General features: G+C 62.9%; 25 protein-coding genes. 13 read left to right on the forward strand and 12 right to left on the reverse strand.

The window, feature by feature from the left end; genetic code table 11:
* The first annotated feature begins 2 nt into the window (after nt 1-2).
* Both ACUY2Y_RS08590 and ACUY2Y_RS08595 read left to right on the forward strand, forming a co-directional pair.
* Complete coding sequence (locus ACUY2Y_RS08590; protein WP_448325729.1) at nt 3-617, forward strand: hypothetical protein; 615 nt, start codon at nt 3-5, stop codon at nt 615-617.
* 18 nt (nt 618-635) lie between these two features.
* Nucleotides 636-1,868: a hypothetical protein gene (locus tag ACUY2Y_RS08595; RefSeq protein WP_448325731.1), complete on the forward strand. Its 1,233-nt coding sequence runs from the start codon at nt 636-638 to the stop codon at nt 1,866-1,868.
* A 63-nt stretch (nt 1,869-1,931) separates the two neighbouring features.
* Here ACUY2Y_RS08595 and ACUY2Y_RS08600 read toward each other — a convergent pair whose 3' ends face one another.
* Genes ACUY2Y_RS08600 through ACUY2Y_RS08610 form a run of 3 tightly spaced genes read right to left on the reverse strand, consistent with a single transcriptional unit; the run spans nt 1,932 to nt 5,057 of the window.
* Entirely contained in the window at nt 1,932-2,123 is a 192-nt protein-coding gene (locus ACUY2Y_RS08600) for a hypothetical protein (RefSeq protein ID WP_210573100.1), read from the reverse strand.
* Between the two features lie 45 nt (nt 2,124-2,168).
* A complete protein-coding gene (locus tag ACUY2Y_RS08605) occupies nt 2,169-3,629 on the reverse strand; it encodes a multicopper oxidase family protein (RefSeq protein WP_448325872.1) in 1,461 nt (486 codons plus the stop codon).
* Between the two features lie 54 nt (nt 3,630-3,683).
* Nucleotides 3,684-5,057 carry a multicopper oxidase family protein gene (locus ACUY2Y_RS08610; protein WP_448325733.1) on the reverse strand — a complete coding sequence of 458 codons (1,374 nt, stop codon included), beginning with the start codon at nt 5,055-5,057 and terminating at the stop codon, nt 3,684-3,686.
* 57 nt (nt 5,058-5,114) lie between these two features.
* On the opposite strand from ACUY2Y_RS08610, the gene ACUY2Y_RS08615 reads away from it, so the two are divergent.
* From ACUY2Y_RS08615 to pth (ACUY2Y_RS08640), 6 genes are all read left to right on the forward strand, one after another.
* Nucleotides 5,115-6,347: an MFS transporter gene (locus ACUY2Y_RS08615; protein WP_448325735.1), complete on the forward strand. Its 1,233-nt coding sequence runs from the start codon at nt 5,115-5,117 to the stop codon at nt 6,345-6,347.
* A 51-nt stretch (nt 6,348-6,398) separates the two neighbouring features.
* Nucleotides 6,399-7,868, forward strand: a complete 1,470-nt coding sequence (gene glmU / locus ACUY2Y_RS08620; protein WP_448325736.1) for a bifunctional UDP-N-acetylglucosamine diphosphorylase/glucosamine-1-phosphate N-acetyltransferase GlmU — start codon at nt 6,399-6,401, stop codon at nt 7,866-7,868.
* Nucleotides 7,858-8,835, forward strand: a complete 978-nt coding sequence (locus ACUY2Y_RS08625; protein WP_259902727.1) for a ribose-phosphate diphosphokinase — start codon at nt 7,858-7,860, stop codon at nt 8,833-8,835. The genes glmU and ACUY2Y_RS08625 overlap by 11 nt, the downstream gene beginning before the upstream one ends.
* A 122-nt stretch (nt 8,836-8,957) precedes the next feature.
* Nucleotides 8,958-10,334 carry an MFS transporter gene (locus ACUY2Y_RS08630; RefSeq protein WP_448325739.1) on the forward strand — a complete coding sequence of 459 codons (1,377 nt, stop codon included), beginning with the start codon at nt 8,958-8,960 and terminating at the stop codon, nt 10,332-10,334.
* A gap of 215 nt (nt 10,335-10,549) precedes the next feature.
* Entirely contained in the window at nt 10,550-11,203 is a 654-nt protein-coding gene (locus ACUY2Y_RS08635; RefSeq protein WP_448325741.1) for a 50S ribosomal protein L25/general stress protein Ctc, read from the forward strand.
* Between the two features lie 82 nt (nt 11,204-11,285).
* Nucleotides 11,286-11,852, forward strand: a complete 567-nt coding sequence (gene pth / locus ACUY2Y_RS08640) for an aminoacyl-tRNA hydrolase (protein ID WP_448325743.1) — start codon at nt 11,286-11,288, stop codon at nt 11,850-11,852.
* A 7-nt stretch (nt 11,853-11,859) separates the two neighbouring features.
* Here pth (ACUY2Y_RS08640) and ACUY2Y_RS08645 read toward each other — a convergent pair whose 3' ends face one another.
* Entirely contained in the window at nt 11,860-12,810 is a 951-nt protein-coding gene (locus ACUY2Y_RS08645; RefSeq protein WP_448325745.1) for a nitronate monooxygenase, read from the reverse strand.
* On the opposite strand from ACUY2Y_RS08645, the gene pth (ACUY2Y_RS08650) reads away from it, so the two are divergent.
* Nucleotides 12,809-13,453 carry an aminoacyl-tRNA hydrolase gene (pth, locus tag ACUY2Y_RS08650; RefSeq protein ID WP_448325747.1) on the forward strand — a complete coding sequence of 215 codons (645 nt, stop codon included), beginning with the start codon at nt 12,809-12,811 and terminating at the stop codon, nt 13,451-13,453. The genes ACUY2Y_RS08645 and pth (ACUY2Y_RS08650) overlap by 2 nt on opposite strands.
* On the opposite strand, the gene ACUY2Y_RS08655 is transcribed toward pth (ACUY2Y_RS08650), so the two are convergent.
* Complete coding sequence (locus ACUY2Y_RS08655) at nt 13,450-14,223, reverse strand: hypothetical protein (protein WP_448325749.1); 774 nt, start codon at nt 14,221-14,223, stop codon at nt 13,450-13,452. The genes pth (ACUY2Y_RS08650) and ACUY2Y_RS08655 overlap by 4 nt on opposite strands.
* Nucleotides 14,220-14,957 carry a hypothetical protein gene (locus tag ACUY2Y_RS08660; RefSeq protein WP_448325751.1) on the reverse strand — a complete coding sequence of 246 codons (738 nt, stop codon included), beginning with the start codon at nt 14,955-14,957 and terminating at the stop codon, nt 14,220-14,222. Before ACUY2Y_RS08660 ends, ACUY2Y_RS08655 begins: the two co-directional genes overlap by 4 nt.
* Nucleotides 14,958-15,041: 84 nt before the next feature.
* On the opposite strand from ACUY2Y_RS08660, the gene ACUY2Y_RS08665 reads away from it, so the two are divergent.
* Together ACUY2Y_RS08665 and ACUY2Y_RS08670 are read left to right on the forward strand one after the other, a co-directional pair.
* A complete protein-coding gene (locus ACUY2Y_RS08665) occupies nt 15,042-15,704 on the forward strand; it encodes a hypothetical protein (protein ID WP_448325752.1) in 663 nt (220 codons plus the stop codon).
* Between the two features lie 8 nt (nt 15,705-15,712).
* Nucleotides 15,713-16,375 carry a hypothetical protein gene (locus tag ACUY2Y_RS08670; RefSeq protein ID WP_448325754.1) on the forward strand — a complete coding sequence of 221 codons (663 nt, stop codon included), beginning with the start codon at nt 15,713-15,715 and terminating at the stop codon, nt 16,373-16,375.
* On the opposite strand, the gene ACUY2Y_RS08675 is transcribed toward ACUY2Y_RS08670, so the two are convergent.
* A complete protein-coding gene (locus ACUY2Y_RS08675; RefSeq protein ID WP_210573134.1) occupies nt 16,372-16,905 on the reverse strand; it encodes an NADPH-dependent FMN reductase in 534 nt (177 codons plus the stop codon). The genes ACUY2Y_RS08670 and ACUY2Y_RS08675 overlap by 4 nt on opposite strands.
* 172 nt (nt 16,906-17,077) lie before the next feature.
* Here ACUY2Y_RS08675 and ACUY2Y_RS08680 point away from each other — a divergent pair, with 172 nt between their 5' ends.
* A complete protein-coding gene (locus tag ACUY2Y_RS08680) occupies nt 17,078-18,721 on the forward strand; it encodes a peptide chain release factor 3 (RefSeq protein ID WP_448325756.1) in 1,644 nt (547 codons plus the stop codon).
* Nucleotides 18,722-18,785: 64 nt separating this feature from the next.
* On the opposite strand, the gene ACUY2Y_RS08685 is transcribed toward ACUY2Y_RS08680, so the two are convergent.
* The 4 genes from ACUY2Y_RS08685 to ACUY2Y_RS08700 form a co-directional block, all read right to left on the reverse strand.
* On the reverse strand, nt 18,786-19,328 hold the full coding sequence (locus tag ACUY2Y_RS08685) for an LppP/LprE family lipoprotein (protein WP_210573138.1): 543 nt from the start codon (nt 19,326-19,328) through the stop codon (nt 18,786-18,788).
* Between the two features lie 221 nt (nt 19,329-19,549).
* Nucleotides 19,550-20,416: a patatin-like phospholipase family protein gene (locus ACUY2Y_RS08690; RefSeq protein ID WP_448325758.1), complete on the reverse strand. Its 867-nt coding sequence runs from the start codon at nt 20,414-20,416 to the stop codon at nt 19,550-19,552.
* Nucleotides 20,417-20,443: 27 nt separating this feature from the next.
* A complete protein-coding gene (locus tag ACUY2Y_RS08695) occupies nt 20,444-21,310 on the reverse strand; it encodes a patatin-like phospholipase family protein (RefSeq protein WP_448325760.1) in 867 nt (288 codons plus the stop codon).
* Nucleotides 21,311-21,336: 26 nt separating this feature from the next.
* Nucleotides 21,337-22,473: a YihY/virulence factor BrkB family protein gene (locus tag ACUY2Y_RS08700; protein WP_448325762.1), complete on the reverse strand. Its 1,137-nt coding sequence runs from the start codon at nt 22,471-22,473 to the stop codon at nt 21,337-21,339.
* Nucleotides 22,474-22,522: 49 nt separating this feature from the next.
* Between ACUY2Y_RS08700 and ACUY2Y_RS08705 the strand changes: the two genes are divergently transcribed.
* Nucleotides 22,523-22,981 (forward strand): hypothetical protein, encoded by a 459-nt coding sequence (locus ACUY2Y_RS08705; protein ID WP_448325764.1) that lies wholly within the window; start codon nt 22,523-22,525, stop codon nt 22,979-22,981.
* A 9-nt stretch (nt 22,982-22,990) separates the two neighbouring features.
* On the opposite strand, the gene ACUY2Y_RS08710 is transcribed toward ACUY2Y_RS08705, so the two are convergent.
* Nucleotides 22,991-24,190 carry an MFS transporter gene (locus tag ACUY2Y_RS08710; protein WP_448325766.1) on the reverse strand — a complete coding sequence of 400 codons (1,200 nt, stop codon included), beginning with the start codon at nt 24,188-24,190 and terminating at the stop codon, nt 22,991-22,993.
* Nucleotides 24,191-24,251 lie beyond the last annotated feature (61 nt).

A 24,251-nucleotide genomic window follows, 5' to 3' on the forward strand; every position in this document is an offset into this window, starting at 1 on the left:
TTATGACAACACGTAACAAGGCCCTCCTGACCATCCTCATCGTCCTACTGCTCATCCTGGGCACCCTGGTGGCGCTCGTCGTGTTCGCGGCGCGCGGCCAGGATGCCGACGATTCGCCCAAGGCGAAAGAAGAGACAGCCGCGACCCAAGAGCAGCAAGAAGAAGAAAAGAGCGACAACGAGCAGGTCGACAAGGAAGACAAGTCCGACGAGAAGGACGACGATAAAGACGAGAAGGACAAAGACAAGGGCGACAAGGACGAAAAGGACGAGGGCGATTCGTCCGACGATCCGGCCGAAGTCCCGGATGAGTTCATCGGCAACTACGAAGGCATGATCAAATGGCCGCCCGGCGCGGACGGGGAGAATACGAAGATCGGCGTGACATTCACGGAGAACAGCACCACGCTCACCACGGGTCGGGACAGCAGGGCGCTGCGGGTCGACGTGGACAAGAAGCAAACGAATAAGAAACGGATTTACTCCGAGGCACCGATCCTCGAGCACGGGGTCAAGAATGTCACGTGGACATTCATCCCCGCGGACGACGGCATGGATGTCAGCTACACCGTGCAGGGTGCCAGCCGTACTGATGCCCACCTGACTTCGACCGACTAGAAAGACCTCATTTCCCCCGTGTCACGCACCAACAAGATTCTGTTTGCCGTTCTGGCTGTTCTGCTTTTGATTCTCGCAGTGATTGGTGGTGTGATCGCGAAGCGCAGCGGCCTATTCGGCTCGAGCGACGACATCGCTCAGCCGTTCAACGAGTCGCGTTTCAGCGGCACCATCGACAAAGCAGACGGGCTTATCGACGACGCCGTCCCCGTCGTCTTAGTCGTCCGCTTCCACGACGGCGGCGAGACCGGCGAACTAACCTCCCCCACCTTGAAGCGTCACTCAAAGCTCACCCGGACCGGCGACAACACCTACAGCGAAGAGATTGTCCACGGCGACGGCGACAATGGCACCGAATGGACCTTCGAGCCGAAGGGCGACGAAGACGCCATGGAGGTTTCTTACACCACCCCCGACGGCGCCACCTCTTCCGCGGAGCTGCCTCAGACTCCGATGGAGAATAATGCTGGCGAGGTCGGCTTGAACCCGAACGCCCCCGACGCCGGGCCCGACGACATCGAATTCCCGGACGACGGTGTCCGCGAGCTCGCCACCATCGAATGGACCGATAAGGACGACTCGGAGAACAAGCGCACCGAGAAGGCCATCTTCCGCGGCTCCCGCGAGGCCAACGTGTTCACCGTGACCTACCCGGAGCGCGGCTGCTACGGCGTGCTCGAGCACGTCGACAACGTGACCAAGACAGAGAAGATCACCGTCGGTGACTGCGAAAGCGGCGGCACGTGGCACTTCACCGGAGGCGACGAGAAGAAGGGCGAGGCGGAATTCACCTCCGCCGACGAGACGCTCACCGGCAAGCTCACCTACACCGCCACTGAATGGGACGACATCGAAGGCGAGATCGGCCTGGCCCGTTCCGGACCAGCGCTGGACTTCTACCGCGAGTTCACCGACGGCGCCTATGACGCAGGCGCCGGCGCCGACGCGAGCGACGACAAGGAAGACACCCAGGCCAAGGGATCGTGCGAGCCGGAAGCCTTCGACGAGGTCGTTGACGGTTGGCCTACGCCTTTCGAGACAATCGTCTCCTTCTGCGACGGCGAGTGGGCGAAAGCTGCAGCGGGTGGCACCGACGACACCCGCGGCTTCCACTTCATCGACGGCACGTGGACTTCTATCAAGTACGACGGCACCCAAGAGATCAGCGGCTATCCCTGCTACGACCACGACAGGCTGCGCAAAGAAGGCGCCCCTGATGAACTCCTCGACCACATGACGGAGTGCACATAGCCTTCGAATAATCGGGGCAAAAGAAAAGCCCAGCTCCCCGGGGAGCTGGGCTTGAAACGAGTGCTAGTCGAGCAGGTCCAGGTTGGTATTACGGCGCAGACGGAGACGAATGTTGTCGCCTTCCGGAAGGTCGATCCAGATATCGTCTTCGTCGTCGCTGAAGCGCTCCTGGCGGTTCAGGCGGCCGGTGTATTCCTTGTCGTCGTGGGTGAAGCGGATGTTCTTGCCGGTGTAGTCTTCTTCGAAGGTAGCCATGCGGCCAGAATAAACTAGTTTTGGTGGCGGTGCGCTGCAAAGACGCTAGTGCTCGTGCTTCCCGAGCGCGGGCTGCTGCCCCGGTTCGACGATGACATATTGGCCCATCATTCCCTGGTCCTCGTGGTAAAGCATGTGGCAGTGGTACATGTACGCCAGGCTCGGGTCCGGGTAGTGCCCGAATTCGACGAGCAGGGTCACAGTCGACATCGGCGGCACATAAATCGTGTCGTGCCAGCCAGCGGTGAACGCCACGTCGCCACCCACGACGGACTCGACCATGAACCGCGCGTTGTGGATGTGGAAATTGTGCGGCCAATCGGCGTTCTCGTTGGTCACCCGCCAGATTTCGGGGCCATCGTGGTCGATGACGATGTCGACGCGCTCCATGTCCATTTTCTGTCCGTTGATCTCGAATCCGCTCAGCGCGAACTCACGCTCGACAGCACCAGAGGCATCAGGCTTATCGACGCCCGCCAGCTTCCCCGGCACCTCCCCCACCTGCGGGGCATTGTCTTCTGGCCCGGTGATCTTCAGCAGGTCGAAGGTATCGCGGAGACCGAATCCGTTGGCGGTCTCCTCTTTGGGCAGGCCGCCGCCGTCGGGGACGCCGTCGCTGCGCAGCATGAGCTCCTCGCCAGGCTCGAGGTCGACGAGGATCTCGGCACGCTCGCCGGGGCTGAGCAGAATGCCGTCGACTTCGACCGGTTTGTCCAGCAAGCCTTGGTCGGTGGCGATGACGTGGAAGGGCTTGCCCACGACGAGGTGGTGGAAACGCATCGTCGTGCCGTTGACAAGGCGCAGGCGCACCCGGCGCGTGGTCGCCGTGAACTGCGGCTTGGTGATGCCATTGATCACCGGCGTGTCCCCCAGTAACCCGTAGTCGGGGTCGAAGGTCTCGTCGAGGCTGCCGCTTTGACGGAATTTCGCGTCGGTGATGATGACGGGAATGTCGTCGACACCGTATTCACGGGGCAAGTCGAGCGCGTCAGATTCATCGTCAGCGACGACAATGCCGCCAGCGAGACCGCGGTAGGCGTGCAAGCCAGAGACATTATGCGGGTGCGGGTGGTACCAGCACGTCGCAGCTGGTTGATCCACGTCCCACGACGGCTCCCAGCTCTCGCCGGGGTCGAACATGAGCGCAGGCCCACCGTCGGCAGCCGCGGGCAGGTGGAGTCCGTGCCAGTGGACGACAGTGGGCTCGGTGACGTCGTTACGCACTGTCATTTCAATGTGCTCGCCGCGGCGCATGTACAGCGTCGGGCCGAGCCACGCCCCGTTGAAGCCCCACGTGTCGGTCGTTGTACCGGGGAGGATCTCCGCCTGACCAGTCTGCGCGGTGAGCTCGAATTTACGGGTGCCACCATCCAGCTCACCTTCGTAGAGCTCCGGAATAGGAAGATCGCGGTAGTCCTCCTTCGCGCCCTCGGGTGTGGGTTGGCGGAAGCGAACGCCGCCGGGTCCAGCGCACGCGGCAGCTGTCGCCGCGGTGGCGAGAAGCATGCCTTTGAAGAAGGTCCGTCGTCCAAATTCCCTTTGCACTGTGGTTCTCCGTTTCTAACTCTCGGTGCGCAAATTCGGCTGCTGACCCGGTTCGACAATGACGAACTGGCCCATCATTCCGTGGTCCTCGTGGTTGAGCATGTGGCAGTGGTACATGTACGCCAGGCTCGGGTCCGGGTAGTAGCCCATCTCCACCAGCAATGTGACTGTCGCTCCGGGCGGCACGTCGATCGTGTCGTGCCAGCCAGCCGTGAAGTCGATGGTGCCGCCCTCGACTTCTTGCACGAGGAACCTCGCGTTGTGGATATGGAAGTTGTGCAGCTTGTCGGGGTTTTCGTTGGTGACCCGCCAGATCTCCGGGCCGCGGTGGTCCACGACCTCGTCGACGCGGGACATGTCCATCTTCTTGCCGTTGATCTCCATGTCCTTCAGGCGGAATTCACGCTCGACAGTGGGAATTTCGGGTTCTTCGAATTCGACGAGGGTCTCTGGAAGGTCCGGGTATTCCGGCGCGCCCTCCGGCGGCGCGGCGATCTGGAGGACATCGAAGGTGTCGGTAACTCCGAATGTGTCTGCGGTGTCCTCATCCGGTAGGCCCGCGTAGTTCGGCAGTTCTCCGCTGCGCAGGACCAGGTCCGTGCCTGGTTGCAGATCCACGACGATCTCCACGCGCTCGCCAGATGTCAGCGTGATCGACTCAGCTGTGACCGGGGACTCGAGCAAACCCTGATCGGTCGCCACGATCGTGAAAGGAACGCCCAGGGACAGGTGTAAAAAGCGCATCGTCGAACCGTTCAGAATGCGCAAGCGCAGCCGGCGGGTGGTCGGTTCAAAGCGGGGGTTGGTGATCCCGTTGACGATCAGGGTGTCACCGAGCCAACCGTTGTCAGCATCGAATTGACCGTCACCGTCGAAATTGGCGTCCCTGATGATCAGGGGGATGTCGTCCACCCCATACTCGCGGGGCAGGCCGGGGATGGAAGCGGCGGTGTCGTCGTCAAGCACGATGCCCCCGACGAGCCCGCGGTACGCCTGGATGGCGGACTCGCCGTGCGGGTGCGGGTGGTACCAGCATGTCGACGCTGGCTGCTCGACGTTCCACGACGGCGACCACGACTTACCCGGGTCGAACATGAGCGCCGGTCCCCCGTCCGCCGTGACCGGCAGGTGCAGGCCGTGCCAGTGCACGACGGTGGGCTCGGGCAGCTCGTTGTGCACCGTCATGTCGATTTTCTCGCCGCGGCGCATGTACAGAGTCGGGCCGAGGAACGGGCCGTTGACACCCCACGTCTTCGTCGTGGTGCCCGGCAGGATCTCGTACTCGCCCTCTTGGGCTGTCAGCTCGAAGCTGCGCACATTGCCGTTGAGCGTTCCTTCGTGCAGCGACGGAATCGGCAACGGTCGTGTCGAATCTTTCGTACCACTCATTGGCTTCACTGCCTTCCCAGTTCGCTGGTGTACTGATTCGACCCTACTATCCGAGTTATGTCTTCCCCCATGCCGCATGAAGAGCACAATGCGCGCCGGTTCATCTGGTCGAACGGCCTACAAAATATCGGCGACCAGGTCGTTGCGCCGAAGACCGTGCTGCCGTGGTTGTTCACCGCTGCGGGCGTTCCCGCTGCTTTCACCTCGTTTCTGGTGCCGATCCGCGAGTCCGGCTCGATGCTCCCCCAATTCGCGCTCAGCCCGTGGGTGACATCGGCTGCCTCCCGCAAGAAAGTGTGGTTGATCGGTTCGTGGGGGCAGTTCATCGCGGCGGCGCTCATCGCGGTGGTGGCCATGTTCTTGAATGGTGCCGCGCTCGGTATCGCCGTGCTGGTTCTCCTCGGGATCCAGGCGATATTCCGCGCGGTCTGTTCGATCGCCGGCAAGGACGTGGAGGGACGCACGATCTCGAAGGGGCATCGCGGCGATATCACCGGGCGTGCAACCGCACTCGGCGGCGGATTCACCCTGGCGGTCGGTTTAGCTCTGACATTCCTGCCGAACGACCTCCCGCGCTGGATCCTCGTGCTGCTGCTCGGTGTCGGTGCGTCCACGTGGGCATTCGCCTCGCTGGTCTTCACTGGAATCAAGGAACCGGAATCCGATCCGGACGACAACGCAGCCAGCCATGGCTTCAACGAAATGTGGCCGCTGGTCACCGGAGATAAGGATCTGCAGAAATTCCTCGTGGTGCGCTCACTGATGCTCGTCACGGCATTGTCAACGCCATTCATCGTCGTGCTCGCCCAAGAACAGGGCTCGGACCTGACGGGCCTGGGCGCGTTCATCATCGCCTCCGGCGGCGCGGCATTGCTCGGCGGGCGTGTCTCCGGAAAATGGTCGGATAAATCCTCCAAGAACGCGATGGGATGGGCGGCCGGCGCGGCCTCGACCGTGCTGGTTCTGCTGGTGCTCAGCGCACGTTACGCGCCGGCCGACATCAACGCGTGGGTCATGCCTGCCGGCTTCTTTTTGGTCAACCTCGCCCACACGACGGTGCGCGTGAGCCGCAAGACCTACTTGGTGGACATGGCCACAGGCGACAACCGCACACTGATCACCGGTGTTTCCAACACAGTCATGGGCATCGTCTTGCTGGTCGTGGGCGCGGTGTCCTCGGTCGTGGCCAGCTTCGGCACGCAAGCTGCGTTGATCTTCCTCGCGGTCATCGGCTATATCGGTGTCGTCGGCGCGTGGAATCTGCGTGATGTCTCTGCTGGAGCGGACTAGGCGTTAAGCTGGTCCACGAAAAATCCCGGAATCTTTAAGGAGAACCCAAGCGTGGCAACCCATTCCGAGTGCGCCGTCGTCGTCCTGGCCGCCGGCGCCGGAACCCGCATGAAGTCGACGACGCAAAAGACCCTCCACGAAATCGGCGGGCGCAGTCTTCTGTCTCACTCGCTGCATGCGGCGGCGGGACTCACGCCTGCCCACCTCGTCGCAGTCGTCGGGCACCAGCGCGACCAGGTCTCCCCGGCCGTCGACGCGATCGCCGAGGACATTCAGATCTCCATCCTCCAGGCAGTCCAGGAAGAGCAAAACGGCACCGGCCACGCGGTGCAGATCGGCCTGGGCGCCATCCCGGATTTCGATGGCACAGTCGTGGTCACCAATGGCGACGTTCCGCTGCTGCAGACGGAGACGTTGGAGGCGCTCGTCGATAAGCATGAAAGCGCGAAAGCTGCTGTGACCGTGCTGTCCCTCGAATTCGATGACCCGACGGGCTACGGACGCATCATCCGCGACGGCGACGGCAACGTGCGCGAAATCGTCGAGGAGAAAGACGCCGACGACGAACAGCGCGCCGTCACCGAGGTCAACTCCGGCGTGTTCGCATTCGACGGCGCTGTGCTCCGCGAGGCGCTGACCCGCATCAACTCCGATAATGCGCAGGGCGAGCTGTACATCACCGACGTACTCGGCATCGCGGTGAGCGACGGCCGCACCGTCACCGCCTTCACCGCCCCCGACGCACGCGAGCTCGCCGGCGTCAACGACCGCGTCCAGCTCGCCGCCGCCGGCAAAGAGCTCAACCGACGCCTCGTCGAGCGCGCCATGCGCGGCGGCGCCACCGTCGTCGACCCGGACACCACCTGGATCGGCGTCGACGTGGAGATCGGCAAAGACGTGATCATCCACCCGAATACTCAGTTGTGGGGCTCCACCGTCATCGGCGACGGCGCCGTCATCGGCCCCGACACCACCCTGACTGATTTCGAGGTCGGCGAACGCGCCTCCGTCGTGCGCACCCACGGCGAGCTCGGCGTCGTCGGCGCGGAAGCCACCGTCGGCCCATTCACCTACATCCGCCCGGGCACGAAGCTCGGCGCCCGCGGCAAGCTCGGCGGCTTCGTGGAGGCGAAGAACGCCCAGATCGGCGACGGCTCCAAGGTCCCCCACCTGACCTACATCGGCGACGCCACCGTCGGCCGCGAATCCAATATCGGCGCATCCAGCGTCTTCGTGAACTACGACGGCGTGAACAAGCACCACACCACCATCGGCGACCACTGCCGTACCGGCTCAGACACCATGTTCGTCGCTCCCGTCACCGTCGGCGATGGGGCGTACACCGGCGCGGGTACAGTGGTCACTAAAGATGTGCCCGCAGGCGCCCTTGCTGTCAAGGAGGGACACCAGCGCAACATCGAAGGCTGGGTGGAAAAGAACCGCCCCGGCACGGACGCGGCCGATGCTGCCCAGCGCGCACGCGAGAGTGAACTGAAAGGTGACACCACCAATGACCGGTAAGAAAGTCGAAAGCCACAAGGACCTCAAGGTCTTCACCGGCCGCGCCCACCCGGACCTGGCCGAGAAGGTCGCCGAGGAGCTGGGCATCGACCTCGTGCCCACCACCGCACGCGACTTCGCCAACGGCGAGATCTTCATCCGCTTCGACGAGTCCGTCCGCGGCGCCGACTGCTTCGTCATGCAGTCCCACACACAGCCGCTGAACAAGTGGCTGATGGAGCAGCTCATCATGATCGACGCGCTCAAGCGCGGCTCCGCCAAGCGCATCACCGCGATCCTGCCGTTCTACCCGTACGCGCGCCAGGACAAGAAGCACCGCGGCCGCGAGCCGATTTCCGCGCGCCTCGTCGCGGACCTGCTCACTGCCGCTGGCGCGGACCGCATCGTCTCCGTCGACCTGCACACGGACCAGATCCAGGGCTTCTTCGACGGCCCTGTCGACCACATGCACGCGATGCCGATCCTGACGGACTACATCAAGTCCAAGTACTCGCTGGACAACCTCGTCGTGGTCTCCCCCGACGCCGGCCGTGTGAAGACCGCTGAGAAGTGGGCCAACACGCTCGGCGACGCACCGATGGCCTTCGTGCACAAGACCCGCGACATCGACGCGGCCAACAAGGTCGTCTCCAACCGCGTCGTCGGCGACGTGGAGGGCAAGGACTGCGTGCTGCTCGACGACATGATCGACACCGGCGGCACCATCGCCGGCGCGGTCGGCGTGCTCAAGGACGCCGGCGCCCGCTCCGTGGTCATCGCCACCACCCACGGCGTCTTCTCCGACCCGGCCCGCGAGCGTCTGTCCAGCTGCGGCGCGGAGGAGGTCATCACCACCGACACCCTGCCGCAGTCCACCGAAGGCTGGAGCAACCTCACGGTTTTGTCCATCGCCCCGCTGCTCGCGCGCACGATCCACGAGATTTTCGAGAACGGCTCTGTCACCACCCTCTTCGAGGGCCAGGCCTAACAGCGTTTCGACATACCTATTCCCGGACACCTATTCACAACGTCATGCCGTGGATAGGCATCCAGGAATAGGTATTTGTTTTTCCGCCTCTTCCGCGAGCAGCCCCGCTACACTTTCCAAGCATGGTTTCTCGCGAGAAAGCAACTGAACCGCTTATCGACGCCCCCTCCCTCACCGCCGAGCGCCGCCGCATCGTCGCAGCCACGACGGTAGGCACCGCCATCGAGTGGTACGACTTCTTCCTCTACGCCGCCACCGCTGGCTTGGTCTTCAAGGCCGCGATGTTCGCCCCGCTCGGTCCAGCCGGCGGCACGCTCGTCGCGTTTCTCACCGTCGGTTTGTCATTTCTGTTCCGCCCACTGGGCGCGTTCTTGGCAGGGCATTTCGCCGATAAACTCGGCCGCCGCGCCGTGCTCATGGCGACGCTCCTGGCGATGGGCGGCGCCACCACCCTGATCGGCCTCCTGCCCACCTATGAAGCGATCGGTGTCCTCTCCCCGATCCTCCTCGTCCTCCTTCGCCTGGTGCAGGGCATCTCCGCCGGTGGTGAGTGGGGGTCGGCAGTCCTGCTGGCGGTCGAACACGCCCCAGCCAAAAAGCGCGGACTCTTCGGTGCAGGCCCGCAGATCGGTGCCCCGGCTGGCCTGTTGCTGTCGTCCGGCGCGCTGTACCTGATGAATATCATCGCCCCGGGCGATGCGTTCCTCGAGTGGGGTTGGCGCGTGCCCTTCCTCTTCTCCGCCCTGCTGGTGCTGCTCGGCTGGTGGGTGCGCAAGGGCGTGGACGAATCCCCGGTGTACGAGGAGATGACGGAGATTTCCGCCGGGCAGACGTCCAATCCCGTCGGCACCCTGTTCCGGAACTACTTCCCTGTCGTTGTCGCCGGCGCGCTGCTCTTCGCCGCGAACAGCGTTCTCGGCTACATGACCACCGGCGGGTACATCCAGAACTACACCACCAACCCGGACGGAATGGCTCTGGAACGCGGGCCGATCCTCTTCGCTGTCACCGTCGCGGGAGCAGTGTGGATGGCATCCACGTTCTTCACCGGCTGGCTGTCCGACCTTCTGGGACGCAAGACCACGCTTGTCGGCGGATTCATCGTCCAGATCGCAGCCGCTGTCGCCCTCTTCCCGCTGGTGAACTCGGCTGAGATGGGCAAAATCTACGCGGCGCTGATCTTCCTCGCCCTGGCGCTCGGCCTGACTTACGGGCAGATCGCGGCGCTGTTCGCGGAGCTCTTCCCCGCGTCGGTTCGTGCATCGGGTACATCGATCACGTACGCGATCGGCGCGATCCTCGGCGGCGCTTTCGCTCCGTTCATCGCGTCGTGGATTTTTGAGGCCACGGGCTCGTCGTGGGGCATCACCGCGTATCTGGTCGGCGCGAGCGTCATGGGTCTTGCCGTGGCCGTGGGCATCCGTGAGCGCGCCGACATCCCGCTGGACCCCGGCCACGAACACCTGCAGCGCACAGGCCATTTCGTCTGGCAGCGCTAGGTTTGGTCCGGCCCCGCACCGTCTGCTACTCTTTGGACCTGTCTCGGCGAGGGACCCCACTTGTAGCAATCGATGCGCAAGCAGGGCCGTTATCGACGCGATGAACCATCACAGACTTTTCTCCCAAAAGCCTGCGGTCACTCGACGAGCACACGTGGCCGCAGGCTTTTTCTGTGGCTCATCGAATCTAAGCATCACTAGAAGGAGAAAGCATCATGGCGAATAAGTTCCCGACTATTCAGGCTGAGAAGCGCGACGAGTTCGGCAAGGGCTCCGCTCGCCGTCTGCGCGCCGCTGGCCGCGTCCCGGGCGTGCTGTACAGCAACGGCGAGGACAACATCCACTTCCACGTGGACATCCTCGAGATCACCGCTCTCGTGCGCAACGACGGCACCAACGCGATTCTCGAGCTCGAGATCGACGGCGACAAGAACCTCGCGATGGTCAAGCACGTCGACCAGAACGTCCTCACCCTGAACATCGACCACATCGACCTCTTCGGCGTCAAGCGCGGCGAGAAGGTCACCGTCGAGGTCCCGGTCGTCTACGAGGGCGAGGCTGCCCCGGACGCTGTGGTCCTGCAGGAGATCGACGTTGTCGAGATCGAGGTCGACGCCCTGAACATTCCGGACGAGATCACCGTGTCCATCGAGGGCAAGGAGATCGGCGACCAGATCCTCGCTGGCGATCTGCCGCTGCCGGAGGGTGCCGAGCTCGTCACCGATCCGGAGTACCTGGCTATCAACGTCACCTTCCAGCAGGTTGACGAAGAGGTCGAGGCCGCTGCTGAGGAGGCCGAGGAGGGCGGCGCTGAGGCTGGCGCAGAGTCCGCGGACGACGCCCCAGCTGAGGGCGACTCCGAAGAGTAAGTCGCTTATCGACGTCCCCCTCTTAACGGCCGGCGACCCCACTGCGGGGTTGCCGGCTGTTTCTTCATTTATGCTGGTGTGCATGGCTGCTGATTCTGATTCCCCGGTTCTCATCGTCGGCTTGGGCAATCCCGGCACGATTTACGCGCAGACCCGCCACAATGCGGGAGTGATGGTCATCGAGGAACTCCTGGACCGCGCAACGCCAATGCCGGCGCAGTTGAGCGTGCATAAGAAGACGAACACGGAGGTCGCCGAGCTCACCGCCGGCCGTCTCACCGACCGGCGCACGATTCTCGCCCGCACCCGCGGCTTCATGAATGTCTCCGGCGGCCCCGTCAAGGCGCTGGCCAGCTACTACGGTGTTGAACCTGACAGTATTTATGTCATTTACGACGAGCTCGATCTCGACTTCGGACAGATCAAGCTGCGTCTCGGCGGCGGCGACCACGGCCACAACGGGTTGAAGTCCGTGACCAAGTCACTTGGCACCCCGAGTTACAACCGCCTCGCCGTCGGCATCGGCCGCCCACCCGGCCGCCAGGCCCCCGCGGACTACGTGCTCAAGCCATTTTCCAAGCAGGAAGCCGTCGAGCTGCCCATCACGCTTGCCGACGCCGCCGACGAGCTCCTCGCCGCCATCTCGTAGCGCGCCGTTAGCGCCCCAGCAGCTTCGCCTCGATCTCCGCGGCGGGCCCCTCGTGCAACGCACCGGCGAAATCCTCGCCGACGAGGCAGTAACCGTGGTCGGGGTTGCTGCGAAGCGGCTTCTGCATGGCGTTGAGCTGCGGGTATAGGGGCGGCAGATCGTCGTGCTCGCGGGTGAACCGTGTCTCCACGCCGCGGGCGTAGCGCCCGGAAAAGGCACGGGTGGACACGGAGGTCCCGCCGGCGTGCAGAACGTCGCGGTTGGTCGCGGAGGTGCCGGCTTCGTCGGCAAGCAAGAACGCGCTGCCGCAGGCGACTGATGTCGCGCCCCATTCGATAAGGTGCTCGACATCCTCGGGCGTGCGGGCTCCGCCAGCGGCGATGATCGGGATGTTGACGTGGCGGAAAATGCCGCTGAGCAGCTGCTCTATGTCGCGCTCATCGGGTTCTTCGGTGATTGTCCACGTGGAGCGGTGGCCACCGGCTTTCGGGCCCTGGACAATGACACCGTCAGCACCGAGTTCGGCTGCCTTGAGCGCATCGACCTCATTGGTCACGGTCACCCACGCCTGAATGCCAGCGTCGTGAATGCGCTTGAACTCTGCCTCAGTGAAGCAGCCGAAGGTGCAGGAAATGATCGCTGCGCGCCCGTCGGCAAGCGCGAGGTCCAGCTTCTCGTGGAAGCCAAAGGTGTAATCCGGCTCGGGAATCTCCGCGCCGAGCTCAGAGGCGATCGCCTCGAGATCCTCGGTGCGCGGTTCATCGCGCTGCGGGTAGAAGAGATTGATGCCGAAGGGTTCGTCGATAAGCGAAAGCTCTTCGCGCGCTCGGTCGATCGAGCACGTTCCCCATGCGAGGAAACCAAAGCTGACGGAATTGACCAGATCGGGTGTGCTTGGACCGCCGGCCATGGGGGCGGCGATCACGCGGGGCAGACGGGCGGGAAGTTCAGGTGGCATGGTGGCCACTCTAGCGAAGCCGTCACTTACACTGGGCTGCGTGTTCGACAAATTACGCGCTCTTTTCGCACCCCGCCAGCACACACTCGACCTCGACGCCGAATGGCTCATCGTCGGCTTGGGCAACCCCGGCGCGAAATACGCCGCCACCCGCCACAACGTGGGCTACATGGCGCAAGATGCGCTTATCGACGCGCCCCTGCGCCCCCTTCCCTCCTTCAAAGCCCAAGGCGTGATGGTGCCGGACACGTCTGCTCTTGCGCTGCGTTCGACGACCTTCATGAACCTCAGTGGCGAGGGAATCGCCCCGGTGGCGGAGAATCTCGGGATTCCGCCTGAGCGCATCATCGTGCTCCACGACGAGCTCGACCTGCCCGCCGGGAAAGTCCGCATCAAGCAGGGCGGGAACGAGAACGGCCACAACGGCCTCAAATCACTCACGGAGCAGTTGGGCACCCGCGACTATATCCGCGTGCGCATCGGCATCGGACGCCCGCCGAAGGGCACGCCTGTTCCCGAGTGGGTGCTCAGCCCCGTCGACGATGAGGGGCTCGATGCGCAGATCGCCACCGCCGCCGACGCCGCACGCCTCGTGGTCGAAGAAGGTCTGCAGCGCGCGCAGAACGAGATCCACGCGCGTTAGTCGTCGCTACGGTAATCGACGTACTCCTTGACCGCATAGGCGTGCATCCACGGCACGAGACCATCGATACCTGTACCGAAGACCCACAACTCTTCGCTAAATACCGGCGGCGTTTCGTCGATGGCTTTCATGATGGATCTGAATAGAACAGGCCGCGCATCCCGCATGACAGCAGCGTATTGGGAGCAGATCCCCATGAAATGCTGGAAGAACTGGGGTGATGTGAGGTCGCCTTTCAACGCCCTAGCGCGTCGTGTGACTGCGGCGATCCCGTCGCGTATCGGCACCCGCTTTTCGTCGTCCAGCGAGCATGTTTCGTACGCGAAGAACAGGTCTTCGAGTAGGTCGTCCACAATAGTCAGGCGTGCGTCTTCGTCGCCGTTCTCAGCCGCGGCCAGCACCGCGACGCGCCGCGACATTCTGTCGATCCGCCGCGCCGTGCGCATCGCTCTTGTCACCTTGCCGGTCCGATTGCTTTCTGGCAGTGGCGCGAACTCCTCCTTCATTTTGTTCCACTCCTCGACCATTCCAGCCGCCAAGGGCGAGCGGAGGTGGTGGATCATCCGCTCGGTCGCGGGAATCGAATCGACGGCGCGGCGATAAAAGACGTCGTCCCGCGGGATAATGGGTTCAACGTATCGCTCCAAACCCATGCGTGAGACCCGGCTGGCACTTGAGTTCCGGAGCCTGATCGTCACGATGATGCAGATGATGATCCACACACCGAACACGAAAACGGCATCCCAGCCAATAGCGGCCTGCATCATCACGCCATCCCCTTGCGAAAGCGGCGGTAGACCTGCGCTTCCGAGCACGAAAGCAGCAGGTCGTCAGGGTCGACCAACGACTTGGCCCCGTATTTCCCGCTTCTATTCCAGACCGCGCCCGCTGGCTCAAACCCGCCCACACCGGCGGCAGGACGAAATTCCCGGTTCGTGATCGACACCGGCACCTTGTCGTCGATAAACGGTGTCGAAAACCGGCCGACGGATTGGACTACGCGAACATATTCCTCAACGAAGGTGGGCGCGGCCTCCCGCCCGCGTAATGCTGCGATATCGCGGAACACAGGTTGGGCGTTGCGCGTGCGGGCCTCAGTCATCAGCTCGTTGATTGCCTGACGACGACACCGCTCGTCCCCGCCCTCAATCCCCGTCAGGTAGCGGACATTTTCGGAGGCGGCGTAGATCTTCTCAATCGCCTCGGTCGACCACGGAGTCTGTGCGTATTCCTGCTTTGCCACCTCCCAATCAGCCCACGCATTGGGCGGCAGGAGCGGCGATTGGAGTCCGCGGATCAGCCTGTCGGTCTCGGCGATCAACGCCCCCGCGCGCTGCCCGTGCGTGTCCGCGAAAGCCTTGCCCACTGCCGTCTCTTTGTTGCTTGCCCTCATCGCCGACACACCGGAAAGCAACAGCGCCACCAGAAATAAGACTGCGACCAGTACAAGAGGTGAGATCAACGGCACGTCGGTGTCCGACTCCGCCAATATCTGCACGTCCATTCTCGTGCGCTCCATTCAGCCGGTGGACAATCCCTTTCCACCCTAAACTGTTTTCCACTGCTCGCATGCCGGAAAGGAAATGCTATGTTGCCCGACCACGAACTCATCGCTGACGTCGGCAAGGGCTCGAAGCGGTACAAAACGGCAGCCACGTTCTTGGAATGGTCCATCGTTCCGTGGTGCGGATTATCCTTTCTATTGTTCCTCCTGCTCAGTGGCGTCCGGCTTGAAAACAGAGCATTCTACGTCGACGGCGACCCCGTCCTCTTTGCACGAGCGATAGTGTGTTTCGTGCTGACGTGGTTAGTGATATTCGCCTGCATTGCTTTCACTCTGGGATGGCCAAGGCCCTGGGTCGTCATTCCGGGCATAGTCGTTGCAAGCGCGCCCCTCGCGTGCTTCAGCACCAACTCTCTTATGTGGGGGTTGATCCTGACCGCGACCCTCGCCGTGATATTCACAATCAGCTACCTGCTCTTGATTCCCTTGTACAAACGACCCGGGTTGTACTCGTTCATCCGTCAGGTGGTCCGACTCCGGGCCGAGCACCGGCAAGGCATCCATCAGGTCCTAGCCATCCAGGGCTACGGCCCGTGGATGCTTCGGCTGCAGCCAGTGCCGTCGCCGAAAGACGCGCCACGCTTCTCCGCTGTCAGGTTCCCCTCGCCCCCACGCATTGCCCCGGGTGATTTCGTCGCGGTCAACCGCGATGGCCACGTTGAAATCGCTGAAACAATTTCTCGGTAGGAGACCTAATGAGACCCGACCACGAACTCATCGCTGACGTCGGCAAAGGCTGGAAGCGGTACCAAACCGCTTCGAAAATCCTCGGCAACGGCTTCCTCGTCTGGACGTTGGTTTACGTCGTAGTCTTCCTCTCGACAAACGAGGTCCGCCTCGACACTCAGCGGATATATTTCGACGGCGACACCGGATTGATGGTCCGTTTCGCACTCAGCATTGTCACCTGGTTCGCGGCTTTCCTCCCCACCTATGCGTTTAGCCAGGGATGGCCGGTGCAATGGTTGACCATGCCGCTCATCGTGGCAGCGAACGGGATCCTCGTCGGTATAACTGTGCCCTCGATGAAATGGACTCTCGTGGTCACAGTCCTGCTTGCGCTGACCGTCGTAATCGCATGGATCTGGATCGCGCCGCTATTTCGCCGCAAAGGTTTGTTCACCTTCATCCGTCGTCTGGCGCGGCTGAACTACGCACACCGGCAGGGTGCCCACCAGGTCGTCGCCATCGAGGGCCATGGGCCGTGGGCGTTGCGGCTTAAACCTGTGCCGATACGGCACGCCACGCCCCGCTTCTCCACCATCAAGGTGAACACGCCTCCTGCACTCGCGCCGGGAGATTTCGTCGCCATCAATCACAACCGCCAGGTCGAATTTTCCTGCAGGATTTCCCGTTAGCCGGTGACAGCCTCGAGGCGGTCGCACATCGCGGCGAGCTCCTTGGCGCGGTTCGGCATCGGGTTGAAGCCGTCCTTCATTTCCATCGCCTGGATGAAGCCGAGCTGCTCGCGGATGTCGTGCATGTGGAAATTCGCGGCGATCTGGCGCCAGTGCTCGATCGCACGGATCGCGCCAACACCTCCGTAGCCGACGAAGGCGATGGGCTTGCCCACCCACTCTGGGCCGAGGGTGTCCACCGCGTTCTTCAGCGCGGCCGGGACAGAGTGGTTGTACTCGGGCGTGATGAAGATGAACGCGTCACAGGCATCGATCGCCTGCGACCAGCGGGTCACCTCATCGTTGTCGTACTGCTTATTCATGAGCATGGGCATGCCGGCGCCGTCGTAAAGCGGAAGATCGTAATCCGCGAGGTCGATGAACTCGTACTCGGCGCCCTCCCGCTCGCCGATATTCTCTTTCATCCAGCCAGCCACTTTCTCTGCGGTGCGGCTTTTGCGGATGGATCCGACGATCACGCCGATCTTCATTGCGTCTCCTCTCGGTTGTGTACAAGTCACCACATCTCGGCCCCACCTTAATGAGGGCCATCAAGCTCTCCGCGAGCAACTAATGTCTTCAACGCGAAGAACTGTCGAAAGAATTCCAGGGAACTGCGCTGGTTAGCCCTGACCTTGCTGTAGCGACTACCCTCTACAGGTCATGAGCACCGTTTCCGAGGCCGCACGCCGCCGCACATTCGCCGTCATCGCCCACCCGGACGCCGGTAAGTCGACGTTGACGGAGGCACTGGCGCTGCACGCACACATCATTTCGGAAGCGGGCGCGGTGCACGGCAAGGGCAACCGCAAGTCGACGGTGTCGGACTGGATGGAGATGGAGAAGGACCGCGGCATCTCCATTGCGTCGTCGGCGCTGCAATTCGAATACGCGCCGGAGGGCCACGACGGCGATCCGTACGTGATCAACCTCGTGGACACCCCGGGCCACGCGGATTTTTCCGAGGACACCTACCGCGTGCTCTCAGCCGTCGACGCAGCGGTCATGCTCATCGACGCCGCGAAGGGCCTCGAGCCGCAGACCCTCAAGCTTTTCCGTGTCTGTAAGGCGCGCGGGCTGCCGATCGTCACCGTGATCAATAAGTGGGACCGCGTGGGGCGCGAACCGCTCGAGCTTGTCGACGAGATCGTCACCGAGATCGATCTCCAGCCCACTCCCCTCTACTGGCCGGTGGGCGAAGCGGGCGACTTCCGCGGTCTCGCGCACGTCAACGGTGACGGCGAGGCCGATAAGTACATCCACTTCATCCGCACCGCCGGAGGCTCCACCATCGCCCCGGAGGAGGAATACTCCCCGGACCAGGCACTTGAGCGCGAAGAGGATGCGTGGGAGACCGCCGTCGAGGAGGCTGAGCTTCTCGCCGCCGACGGCGCTGTGCACAACCAGGAGCTCTTCGAGCAGTGCGTGACGTCCCCGCTGATCTTCGCCTCCGCGATGCTGAACTTCGGCGTGCACCAGATCCTGGACACGCTGTGCGCGATCGCCCCTGCACCGGAAGGTCGAGCATCCGACCCGAAGGCGATCGCTCAGGCCGAAACCGGTGGTGGCCAGGCGGTCGCCCCCGAGCGCGAAGTCGGCGACGATTTCTCGGGCGTGGTGTTCAAGGTCCAGGCGGGCATGGACAAAAACCACCGCGACACCCTCGCATTCATGCGCGTGGTCTCCGGCGAATTCGACCGCGGTATGCAGGTCACCCACGCCCAGTCGGGCCGCAGCTTTTCGACGAAATACGCCCTCACCGTCTTCGGCCGCAACCGCGACACGGTGGAAACGGCGTTCCCTGGCGACATCATCGGCCTGGTCAACGCCGGCGCACTCGCCCCGGGCGACACGATCTACGCCGGCAAGAAGGTCCAGTTCCCGCCGATGCCGCAGTTCGCTCCCGAGCACTTCCGCACGCTGCGCGCGAAGTCTTTGGGCAAGTACAAGCAATTCCGCAAGGCACTTGAGCAGCTGGATGCGGAAGGCGTCGTGCAGATCCTGCGTAACGACGCCCGCGGCGACGCCGCCCCCGTCATGGCCGCCGTCGGCCCCATGCAGTTCGAGGTCATGCAGGCCCGCATGGAAAACGAGTACAACGTCGAAACCGTCACCGAGCCGATTCCCTACTCCGTTGCCCGTCGCACGGACGAAGCGTCAATACCGGAGTTGAGCCGCCAGCGCGGCGTGGAAATCTTCACACGCACCGACGGCGAGCTCATCGCCCTGTTCGGCGACAAGTGGAAGCTGGCCTTCATCGAGAAGGAGCACCCGGAGCTGACCATGGAGCCGCTCGTCGCGGACTAATGTGACACGCGAAAACCGCCAGTGAACGATGCACTGACGGTTTTGCCCCGCGGTATGAGTGTTTTTAGAACGCCGGGAGGGACTCGTTCGGGATCTTGCCGTGGTGGCCGACCTTGTCGCCGTCCCAGAAGAAGGTCACCTCGGTGGTGAACTTATCGGCGTCCGCATTCGGTGCACCGGCAGCCATCTGGGCTTCGGTGTCGCGGTAGACGACGGTGAACGTGCCGTCTTCGTGCGGAGTGATGTGCTCGATGGTCTGCGGGTGATTGGAGTCGATGCCGATGTACTGGCCCTTGTGGAACAGCAGCAGCACATTGGTCTCGGCGCCGTTGCCCTGACCGCCCTGCTTGGTGAGGGCGTAGCTCAGGTCAGCGCACGGGCTGAAGGTCGAACCGCCCGCGTAGCTCCACCCGCCGCGTTCGGTCTGGTGTTCCTCGTTGAGCTGCTTGTTGGCCTCCGCAATTTCAGGAGCGCTCGGGTTCGGTGCGCAATGGTCGGCGGGAGCTTCCTGCGCCATTGCGGTACCCGGGGTCAACAGCGCCGCGCCGACTAGCGCGGCACCTGCGAATGCCTTTGCGGTCGTGTTTGCTCGTCGCTGGGTCTTCATGATTTCCACACGCTTTCTGTCGTTGTCGACTGTCGTTGGATTCTCGTGAATTCTTGGTCGGGATTACCGCGGTGGAACTCACGCTACGCCCGTCAACTCCGAGCACAAGCCCCTTAACGTCGCCGGTAACAGACTTTGTGTTTTGCCTGAAGACACACGCTGGGGTTTCCGCCTCAACAGCCTGTTCTTCAAAATTCCATATGCATCGCGTCACAGCCATGTCACGCCAGGAAGTCGACCCACTCGTCCCATTCACGCTCTACCTGGGCTTTGCCCATCAGGTAATTGGCGCTGAGCTTGACCACGTTGCGCTCCGAGGCATCCACGCTCATGGATTCGGGGAAGAACACCTTCGCGCGGCCCTGCTTTTCCAACTCGAGAATCTTGTCCTTCGATGCGTTGTAGCGAGGCGGGCGGGCGATCAGTGCTTGAGCGACCGCCGGGTGCTTCGGAAACAGGCGGCGCGTCGCGATCGGCCGGGTGTTGTCGGGGCGGACATAGCTCCGTTCCTTCGTGGCCAGGACGAGGAATTTGGAGAAGCCGGCGGCAAGGGCGGCGTCGATAAGCAATCCTCCCGACACCCCAAGCGCACCGTCGACGTACGGGATGCCGTCGATCGTGCCCATGGGCATGACTTTCGGCAGCGTGGACGATGCGCGGGTGACTTGCCCGACGAGCTCGGCCGAGACGAGATCTTTGCGGTTCCATGTGACCGTGTGGCCGGTATCCGCGCGCACGGCCTCAATGTGGATCTCGGTTTCGTGGTTAGCGGTGAAGGTCTCCCAATCGAACGGCATGATGTCGTTCGACCCTTCGTAGATGAACTCGGCGTTGAAATAACCGTTGCCGCGCGCCAGCGAGACCCAGCCGCCGAATTTCTCGTGCGCGACGAAATTCGTGAACGATTCCCGCGCACGGTGAGCATCGCGCGACGCGTAGTTAAACGCGTGCGCCGCGCCCGCCGAGACTCCCCCGACCCATCCGAAACGCACGTCCTCCTGAATCAACCGGACGATTGCCGGCGCGGTGTACGAGTTGCGCATGCCGCCACCTTCAACGACGAGAGCTGTGTCGGTGGCATCAATCATGCGGACGATTCTAGGACGAACCGGAGTTTAGTTCTCCAGGAACTCCTTGACCGCACCCCATTCGCGGTCGAATTGCTCCTTGCCGGCCGCGAAATTCTTCTGCAGCTTCGGCACCTTGAACTCCGCGTTTTCCACCATCATCTGCTCCGGGTAGAAGACGTAGGCCTGCCCGTCGGCGGCGAGCTCGTCGATACGCGCCTTGGCCTTGTTGTACGCGTCTGGGCGGTCGATGGTGCGGCGGGCGACCTCGGGGTACTTCGGGAACATGCGGCGCACCATCGCCGGGCGATTCACCGGCTCGCGCACATAGTCGCGGGGCTTGGTGGCCAGCACGAGTAGCTTGCTAAACCCTGCGCGTTCAGCGGCGCCCACCAGCAGTCCGCCATCGTCGCCGAGCGCGCCGTCGACGTACGGCACACCGTCGATCTTCGCCATCGGCATGAGCATCGGCATGGTGGACGATGCGCGCATGACCAGGTTGATCGTGTCTTCGTCCTGCAGGTCGGCGTTGTTCCACGCGACGGATTCGCCGGTGTCGGCGCGGACGGCCTCGATGTGGATCGGGGTCTCGTTGGCCACGAACGCGTCGAGGTTGAACGGCAGTTCCCCGCCGCGATCCTGGAACATGAACTCCGCATTCATCAGCCCGCGGCCGAGTGCGAGCGAACGCAGACCGCCGATCTTCGGGTGGCCCATGAACGTCGTGAACGCTTCCTCGGTGCGCTGCGCGTCCCCGGACAGGAGGTTGATGGCGTGGATCGCGCCAGCCGAGACACCGCCGACCCAGCCGAACTGCACCTCTTCCTCGATCAGCTTCATGATCGCGGGCGCCGTGTACGAATTGCGTGTTCCGCCGCCCTCAATCACCAGAGCGGTATTGCGTGCGTCAATCATGGTTCACCAGTGTAAGTCGCTTCACACTATTCGTGGTGTTTTGACGCTGCTTCTTCTTTGACATCTTCAGCCATTCGGTACAGCCAGAGACGCACCTTGCGCTGGAACAACACGCCATCCTCGGCGCGCGGGGCTGCTTGGATCATGTCCGCGGAATCGTATCCTGCCTGCAGTTCTTTCGCCCGCAAAATCTCTGCGTCGATTTTCACGCCGAGCAGCAGGACGATATTCATGCCCCACACCGCGATCAAAACTGCAAGCACAGTTCCGAACGCGCCGTACGCGCTCCGCAGGCCGAAAATCGACAAATACACACCGAATAGCGCCCATTCGGCACCGATGACGAGCATGGAGAACACCGCACCGACGGTGAGCAGCCGGTAGCGGCCGGGGCGCACATTGGGTGCGAAATAGAACAGGCATGACACGAGCACAATCGCCGCGACCACGACAGCCGGATAACGCGCCCACTCCCACACCGGCAGCAGGATCTGGTTCAGGTAGTCGACGGCACCGGTCAATCCGAGGGGCTCAGCAATCGGGCCGAGCACGGCGTTGATGATGGATTCGCGCAGCACGAGCGCCGCCACAACGATGACAAGCCCGACGACGAGCAACAGCGTGATTGCCCACATGGTCAGCCATGTCACAGGCAAACTCCGTCCTTCCATGCGCCCGTAAATCACATTCGTCGACCGCGAGAATGCGCGCACGTACGCCGATGCCGCCAGCAGCGACACGAGCAGGGAGAGCACCAGCGCGACGGTGCTCTGCGCAGGGGTGCCCACGACGGTCACGAACAGGTCGAAGGCTTGGGGGCGGAGGGCTTCGGGCACGGTATCGTCGATCAGCCCGCCCACCATGTCGTGCAGCGCGCGCTCATCAGTGGGAAAGAGCAGGGTGACCATGGAATAAAACGCCAGCAGCATCGGCGCGAACGCGGTCACGCTGAAATACGTCATCGTCGCGCCGCGGTCCATCAGCGCCAGCGGCCCGAAGTCCATCACGGTGCGCGCGAGGACCAGCTTCCACGCTTTCCAAGACAGCCAGTTGCCGCGCCGCAACGGTTCAGGGCGGCCACGGTCGGGCTCGACCATCTCGATGCGCCCGGGCCCGTACGGCTGCACGAATTCCGCAGCGTGCGAGATGGATTCCTGACTCATGCATCACACATTATCGGGCGTGCAGCTCTCCGCGTTGTAGGGTTGGGCCATGTCATGGGCACAAAATAATGAGCTCGGTTTCGAAACGAGCATCTGGGAGCCGATCCTCATCCTCGTGATCATCTTCATGCTGATCGCCATCCCCGCCATCGTCGCCGCATTAGTCTTCCTCAAAAAGCGCAGCCGCATCACCGTCTACCACGCGGACACGCTGTCGGTTCGCACGGCGAATATCAGCCCAGAATCGGACGACATCATCGTCATCATCACAGTCGAGGAAGACGCGTTCAAACGCATTTCGCTTATCGACGCCCCGTTGCGCCTCACCTCCCTATCCTCCCGCCCCGTCACCTTCCAGCCGGGTGTCTCCGGCCCGCCGGTCCTCGATCCGAATGAAGGCTGGATCATTCCGATCTCGAAGGAGACTCAAGCCGAATTGCGTGCCCTTCCCGCCGGTAAGGAGCACCAACTGACCACCACGAACGTGGCTTTCATCGTCGAGAATTAGCTACGCGAACTAGCCGCGGCGAAGATACCCCGACCGGATCTGCACGGTCCTTACCGCCGCGGAGCACAGCGCCAATCCCGCCAGCACCCAGTACGGCAAAGAGGGCCCCACGAAGCCTGCCAGCCACTCGATCAACGGCGGGTACCCGAAGCCGATGTAGGTGGCCACGTAGTACACACCGATGACGGCGCCGCGCTTGGCTGGCGGGCTGAAGGTCTCGACATCGAGCAGGCCCTCACGCAAACACAGCCCGTACGCCAAACCGAGGAAGACTGAGGCGACTACGAACATCGCCACCGACGGCGCCGCCCCGCCGATTGCGGCGAGGCTCAAGCCGACCGCCGAGCACACCGCCCCGACCACACCGGATACTGGGCCGAATTCGAAGCGCCGGCCGAGCGCCTGGATGACCAGGCCCGAGCCGAAGGCCGTCACCGCCGCCACGCCGGGCAGGAATGCACTGGACTCGAAATGCTGTCCGACGCGGCCGGAGAGCACGACGATCGCACTCGTCATTGACGCGAAGACCCACAGCCCCATCGGGAATGCCGTCGCCAGTGCTTTTTTCGCAGACCGGTCATGTTCATCAGCACGGACTCCCTGGTCTTCTTCTTTCTTCTCCACCAGCACCTCGCGCGTATTCGGCGCATCGCCGACCACGACCGAGAACGCCACCGCGGCGACAGACAGGAGAATCGACGCGATGTACGGGATATAGATCGCGTTGTGGGCGTCGACGAGGTGCGCGATGATGCCGGAGGCGATCGGACCGAGCATGAAACCCGAGGTCAAAAAGATGCCCGCCAGCGTCGTACCCGCCGCACCACGCAGCCTGCCCGCCCATGCGGTTCCGGCGCTGACCACCAGCCCCACACCGAGGCCGATCACGAATCGCGCGAGCAGCAATATCCAGGGGATTTCCTGCCAGAACATCAAGGCGATATTGCCGAGTGCCGCGACGATCGCGCCCACCATCACTGCCGGGCGGGAACCGAACCGGTCGGCCACCAGACCGCCCAGAATCAGGCACGGAAAAAGCCCGAGCGCATAAATGCCGTAGGCACTGTTGACCAGCAGCGTGGACATGTGCTGGTGCTCGCGCAGCACCACGAGCACCGACGCGAAGTGGTTCGCGGCCCACCCCGCCGTGATCAGGAAGGCGACGACGCTGGCGAAAACCAGCTGCGGTTGAGACTTCTTTGTTTCCATCTTCTGTCTCCTTCCAGATGCACGATGCCCGCTGTAATGAACAATGTGACCCACGTAACTG

The sequence above is a fragment of the Corynebacterium sp. 20-84 genome (assembly GCF_053479455.1).

What these genes read in the sequence shown, in the direction of transcription:
- ACUY2Y_RS08590 (WP_448325729.1), top strand. Translation starts at nt 3, where the DNA reads ATGACAACACGTAACAAGGCCCTCCTGACCATCCTCATCGTCCTACTG.
- ACUY2Y_RS08600 (WP_210573100.1), bottom strand. Translation starts at nt 2,123, where the DNA reads ATGGCTACCTTCGAAGAAGACTACACCGGCAAGAACATCCGCTTCACC.
- ACUY2Y_RS08605 (WP_448325872.1), bottom strand. Translation starts at nt 3,629, where the DNA reads ATGCTTCTCGCCACCGCGGCGACAGCTGCCGCGTGCGCTGGACCCGGC.
- ACUY2Y_RS08610 (WP_448325733.1), bottom strand. Translation starts at nt 5,057, where the DNA reads ATGAGTGGTACGAAAGATTCGACACGACCGTTGCCGATTCCGTCGCTG.
- ACUY2Y_RS08615 (WP_448325735.1), top strand. Translation starts at nt 5,115, where the DNA reads ATGTCTTCCCCCATGCCGCATGAAGAGCACAATGCGCGCCGGTTCATC.
- ACUY2Y_RS08625 (WP_259902727.1), top strand. Translation starts at nt 7,858, where the DNA reads ATGACCGGTAAGAAAGTCGAAAGCCACAAGGACCTCAAGGTCTTCACC.
- ACUY2Y_RS08630 (WP_448325739.1), top strand. Translation starts at nt 8,958, where the DNA reads ATGGTTTCTCGCGAGAAAGCAACTGAACCGCTTATCGACGCCCCCTCC.
- ACUY2Y_RS08635 (WP_448325741.1), top strand. Translation starts at nt 10,550, where the DNA reads ATGGCGAATAAGTTCCCGACTATTCAGGCTGAGAAGCGCGACGAGTTC.
- pth (WP_448325743.1), top strand. Translation starts at nt 11,286, where the DNA reads ATGGCTGCTGATTCTGATTCCCCGGTTCTCATCGTCGGCTTGGGCAAT.
- pth (WP_448325747.1), top strand. Translation starts at nt 12,809, where the DNA reads ATGGTGGCCACTCTAGCGAAGCCGTCACTTACACTGGGCTGCGTGTTC.
- ACUY2Y_RS08645 (WP_448325745.1), bottom strand. Translation starts at nt 12,810, where the DNA reads ATGCCACCTGAACTTCCCGCCCGTCTGCCCCGCGTGATCGCCGCCCCC.
- ACUY2Y_RS08660 (WP_448325751.1), bottom strand. Translation starts at nt 14,957, where the DNA reads ATGGACGTGCAGATATTGGCGGAGTCGGACACCGACGTGCCGTTGATC.
- ACUY2Y_RS08665 (WP_448325752.1), top strand. Translation starts at nt 15,042, where the DNA reads ATGTTGCCCGACCACGAACTCATCGCTGACGTCGGCAAGGGCTCGAAG.
- ACUY2Y_RS08670 (WP_448325754.1), top strand. Translation starts at nt 15,713, where the DNA reads ATGAGACCCGACCACGAACTCATCGCTGACGTCGGCAAAGGCTGGAAG.
- ACUY2Y_RS08675 (WP_210573134.1), bottom strand. Translation starts at nt 16,905, where the DNA reads ATGAAGATCGGCGTGATCGTCGGATCCATCCGCAAAAGCCGCACCGCA.
- ACUY2Y_RS08680 (WP_448325756.1), top strand. Translation starts at nt 17,078, where the DNA reads ATGAGCACCGTTTCCGAGGCCGCACGCCGCCGCACATTCGCCGTCATC.
- ACUY2Y_RS08685 (WP_210573138.1), bottom strand. Translation starts at nt 19,328, where the DNA reads ATGAAGACCCAGCGACGAGCAAACACGACCGCAAAGGCATTCGCAGGT.
- ACUY2Y_RS08690 (WP_448325758.1), bottom strand. Translation starts at nt 20,416, where the DNA reads ATGATTGATGCCACCGACACAGCTCTCGTCGTTGAAGGTGGCGGCATG.
- ACUY2Y_RS08695 (WP_448325760.1), bottom strand. Translation starts at nt 21,310, where the DNA reads ATGATTGACGCACGCAATACCGCTCTGGTGATTGAGGGCGGCGGAACA.
- ACUY2Y_RS08700 (WP_448325762.1), bottom strand. Translation starts at nt 22,473, where the DNA reads ATGAGTCAGGAATCCATCTCGCACGCTGCGGAATTCGTGCAGCCGTAC.
- ACUY2Y_RS08705 (WP_448325764.1), top strand. Translation starts at nt 22,523, where the DNA reads ATGTCATGGGCACAAAATAATGAGCTCGGTTTCGAAACGAGCATCTGG.
- ACUY2Y_RS08710 (WP_448325766.1), bottom strand. Translation starts at nt 24,190, where the DNA reads ATGGAAACAAAGAAGTCTCAACCGCAGCTGGTTTTCGCCAGCGTCGTC.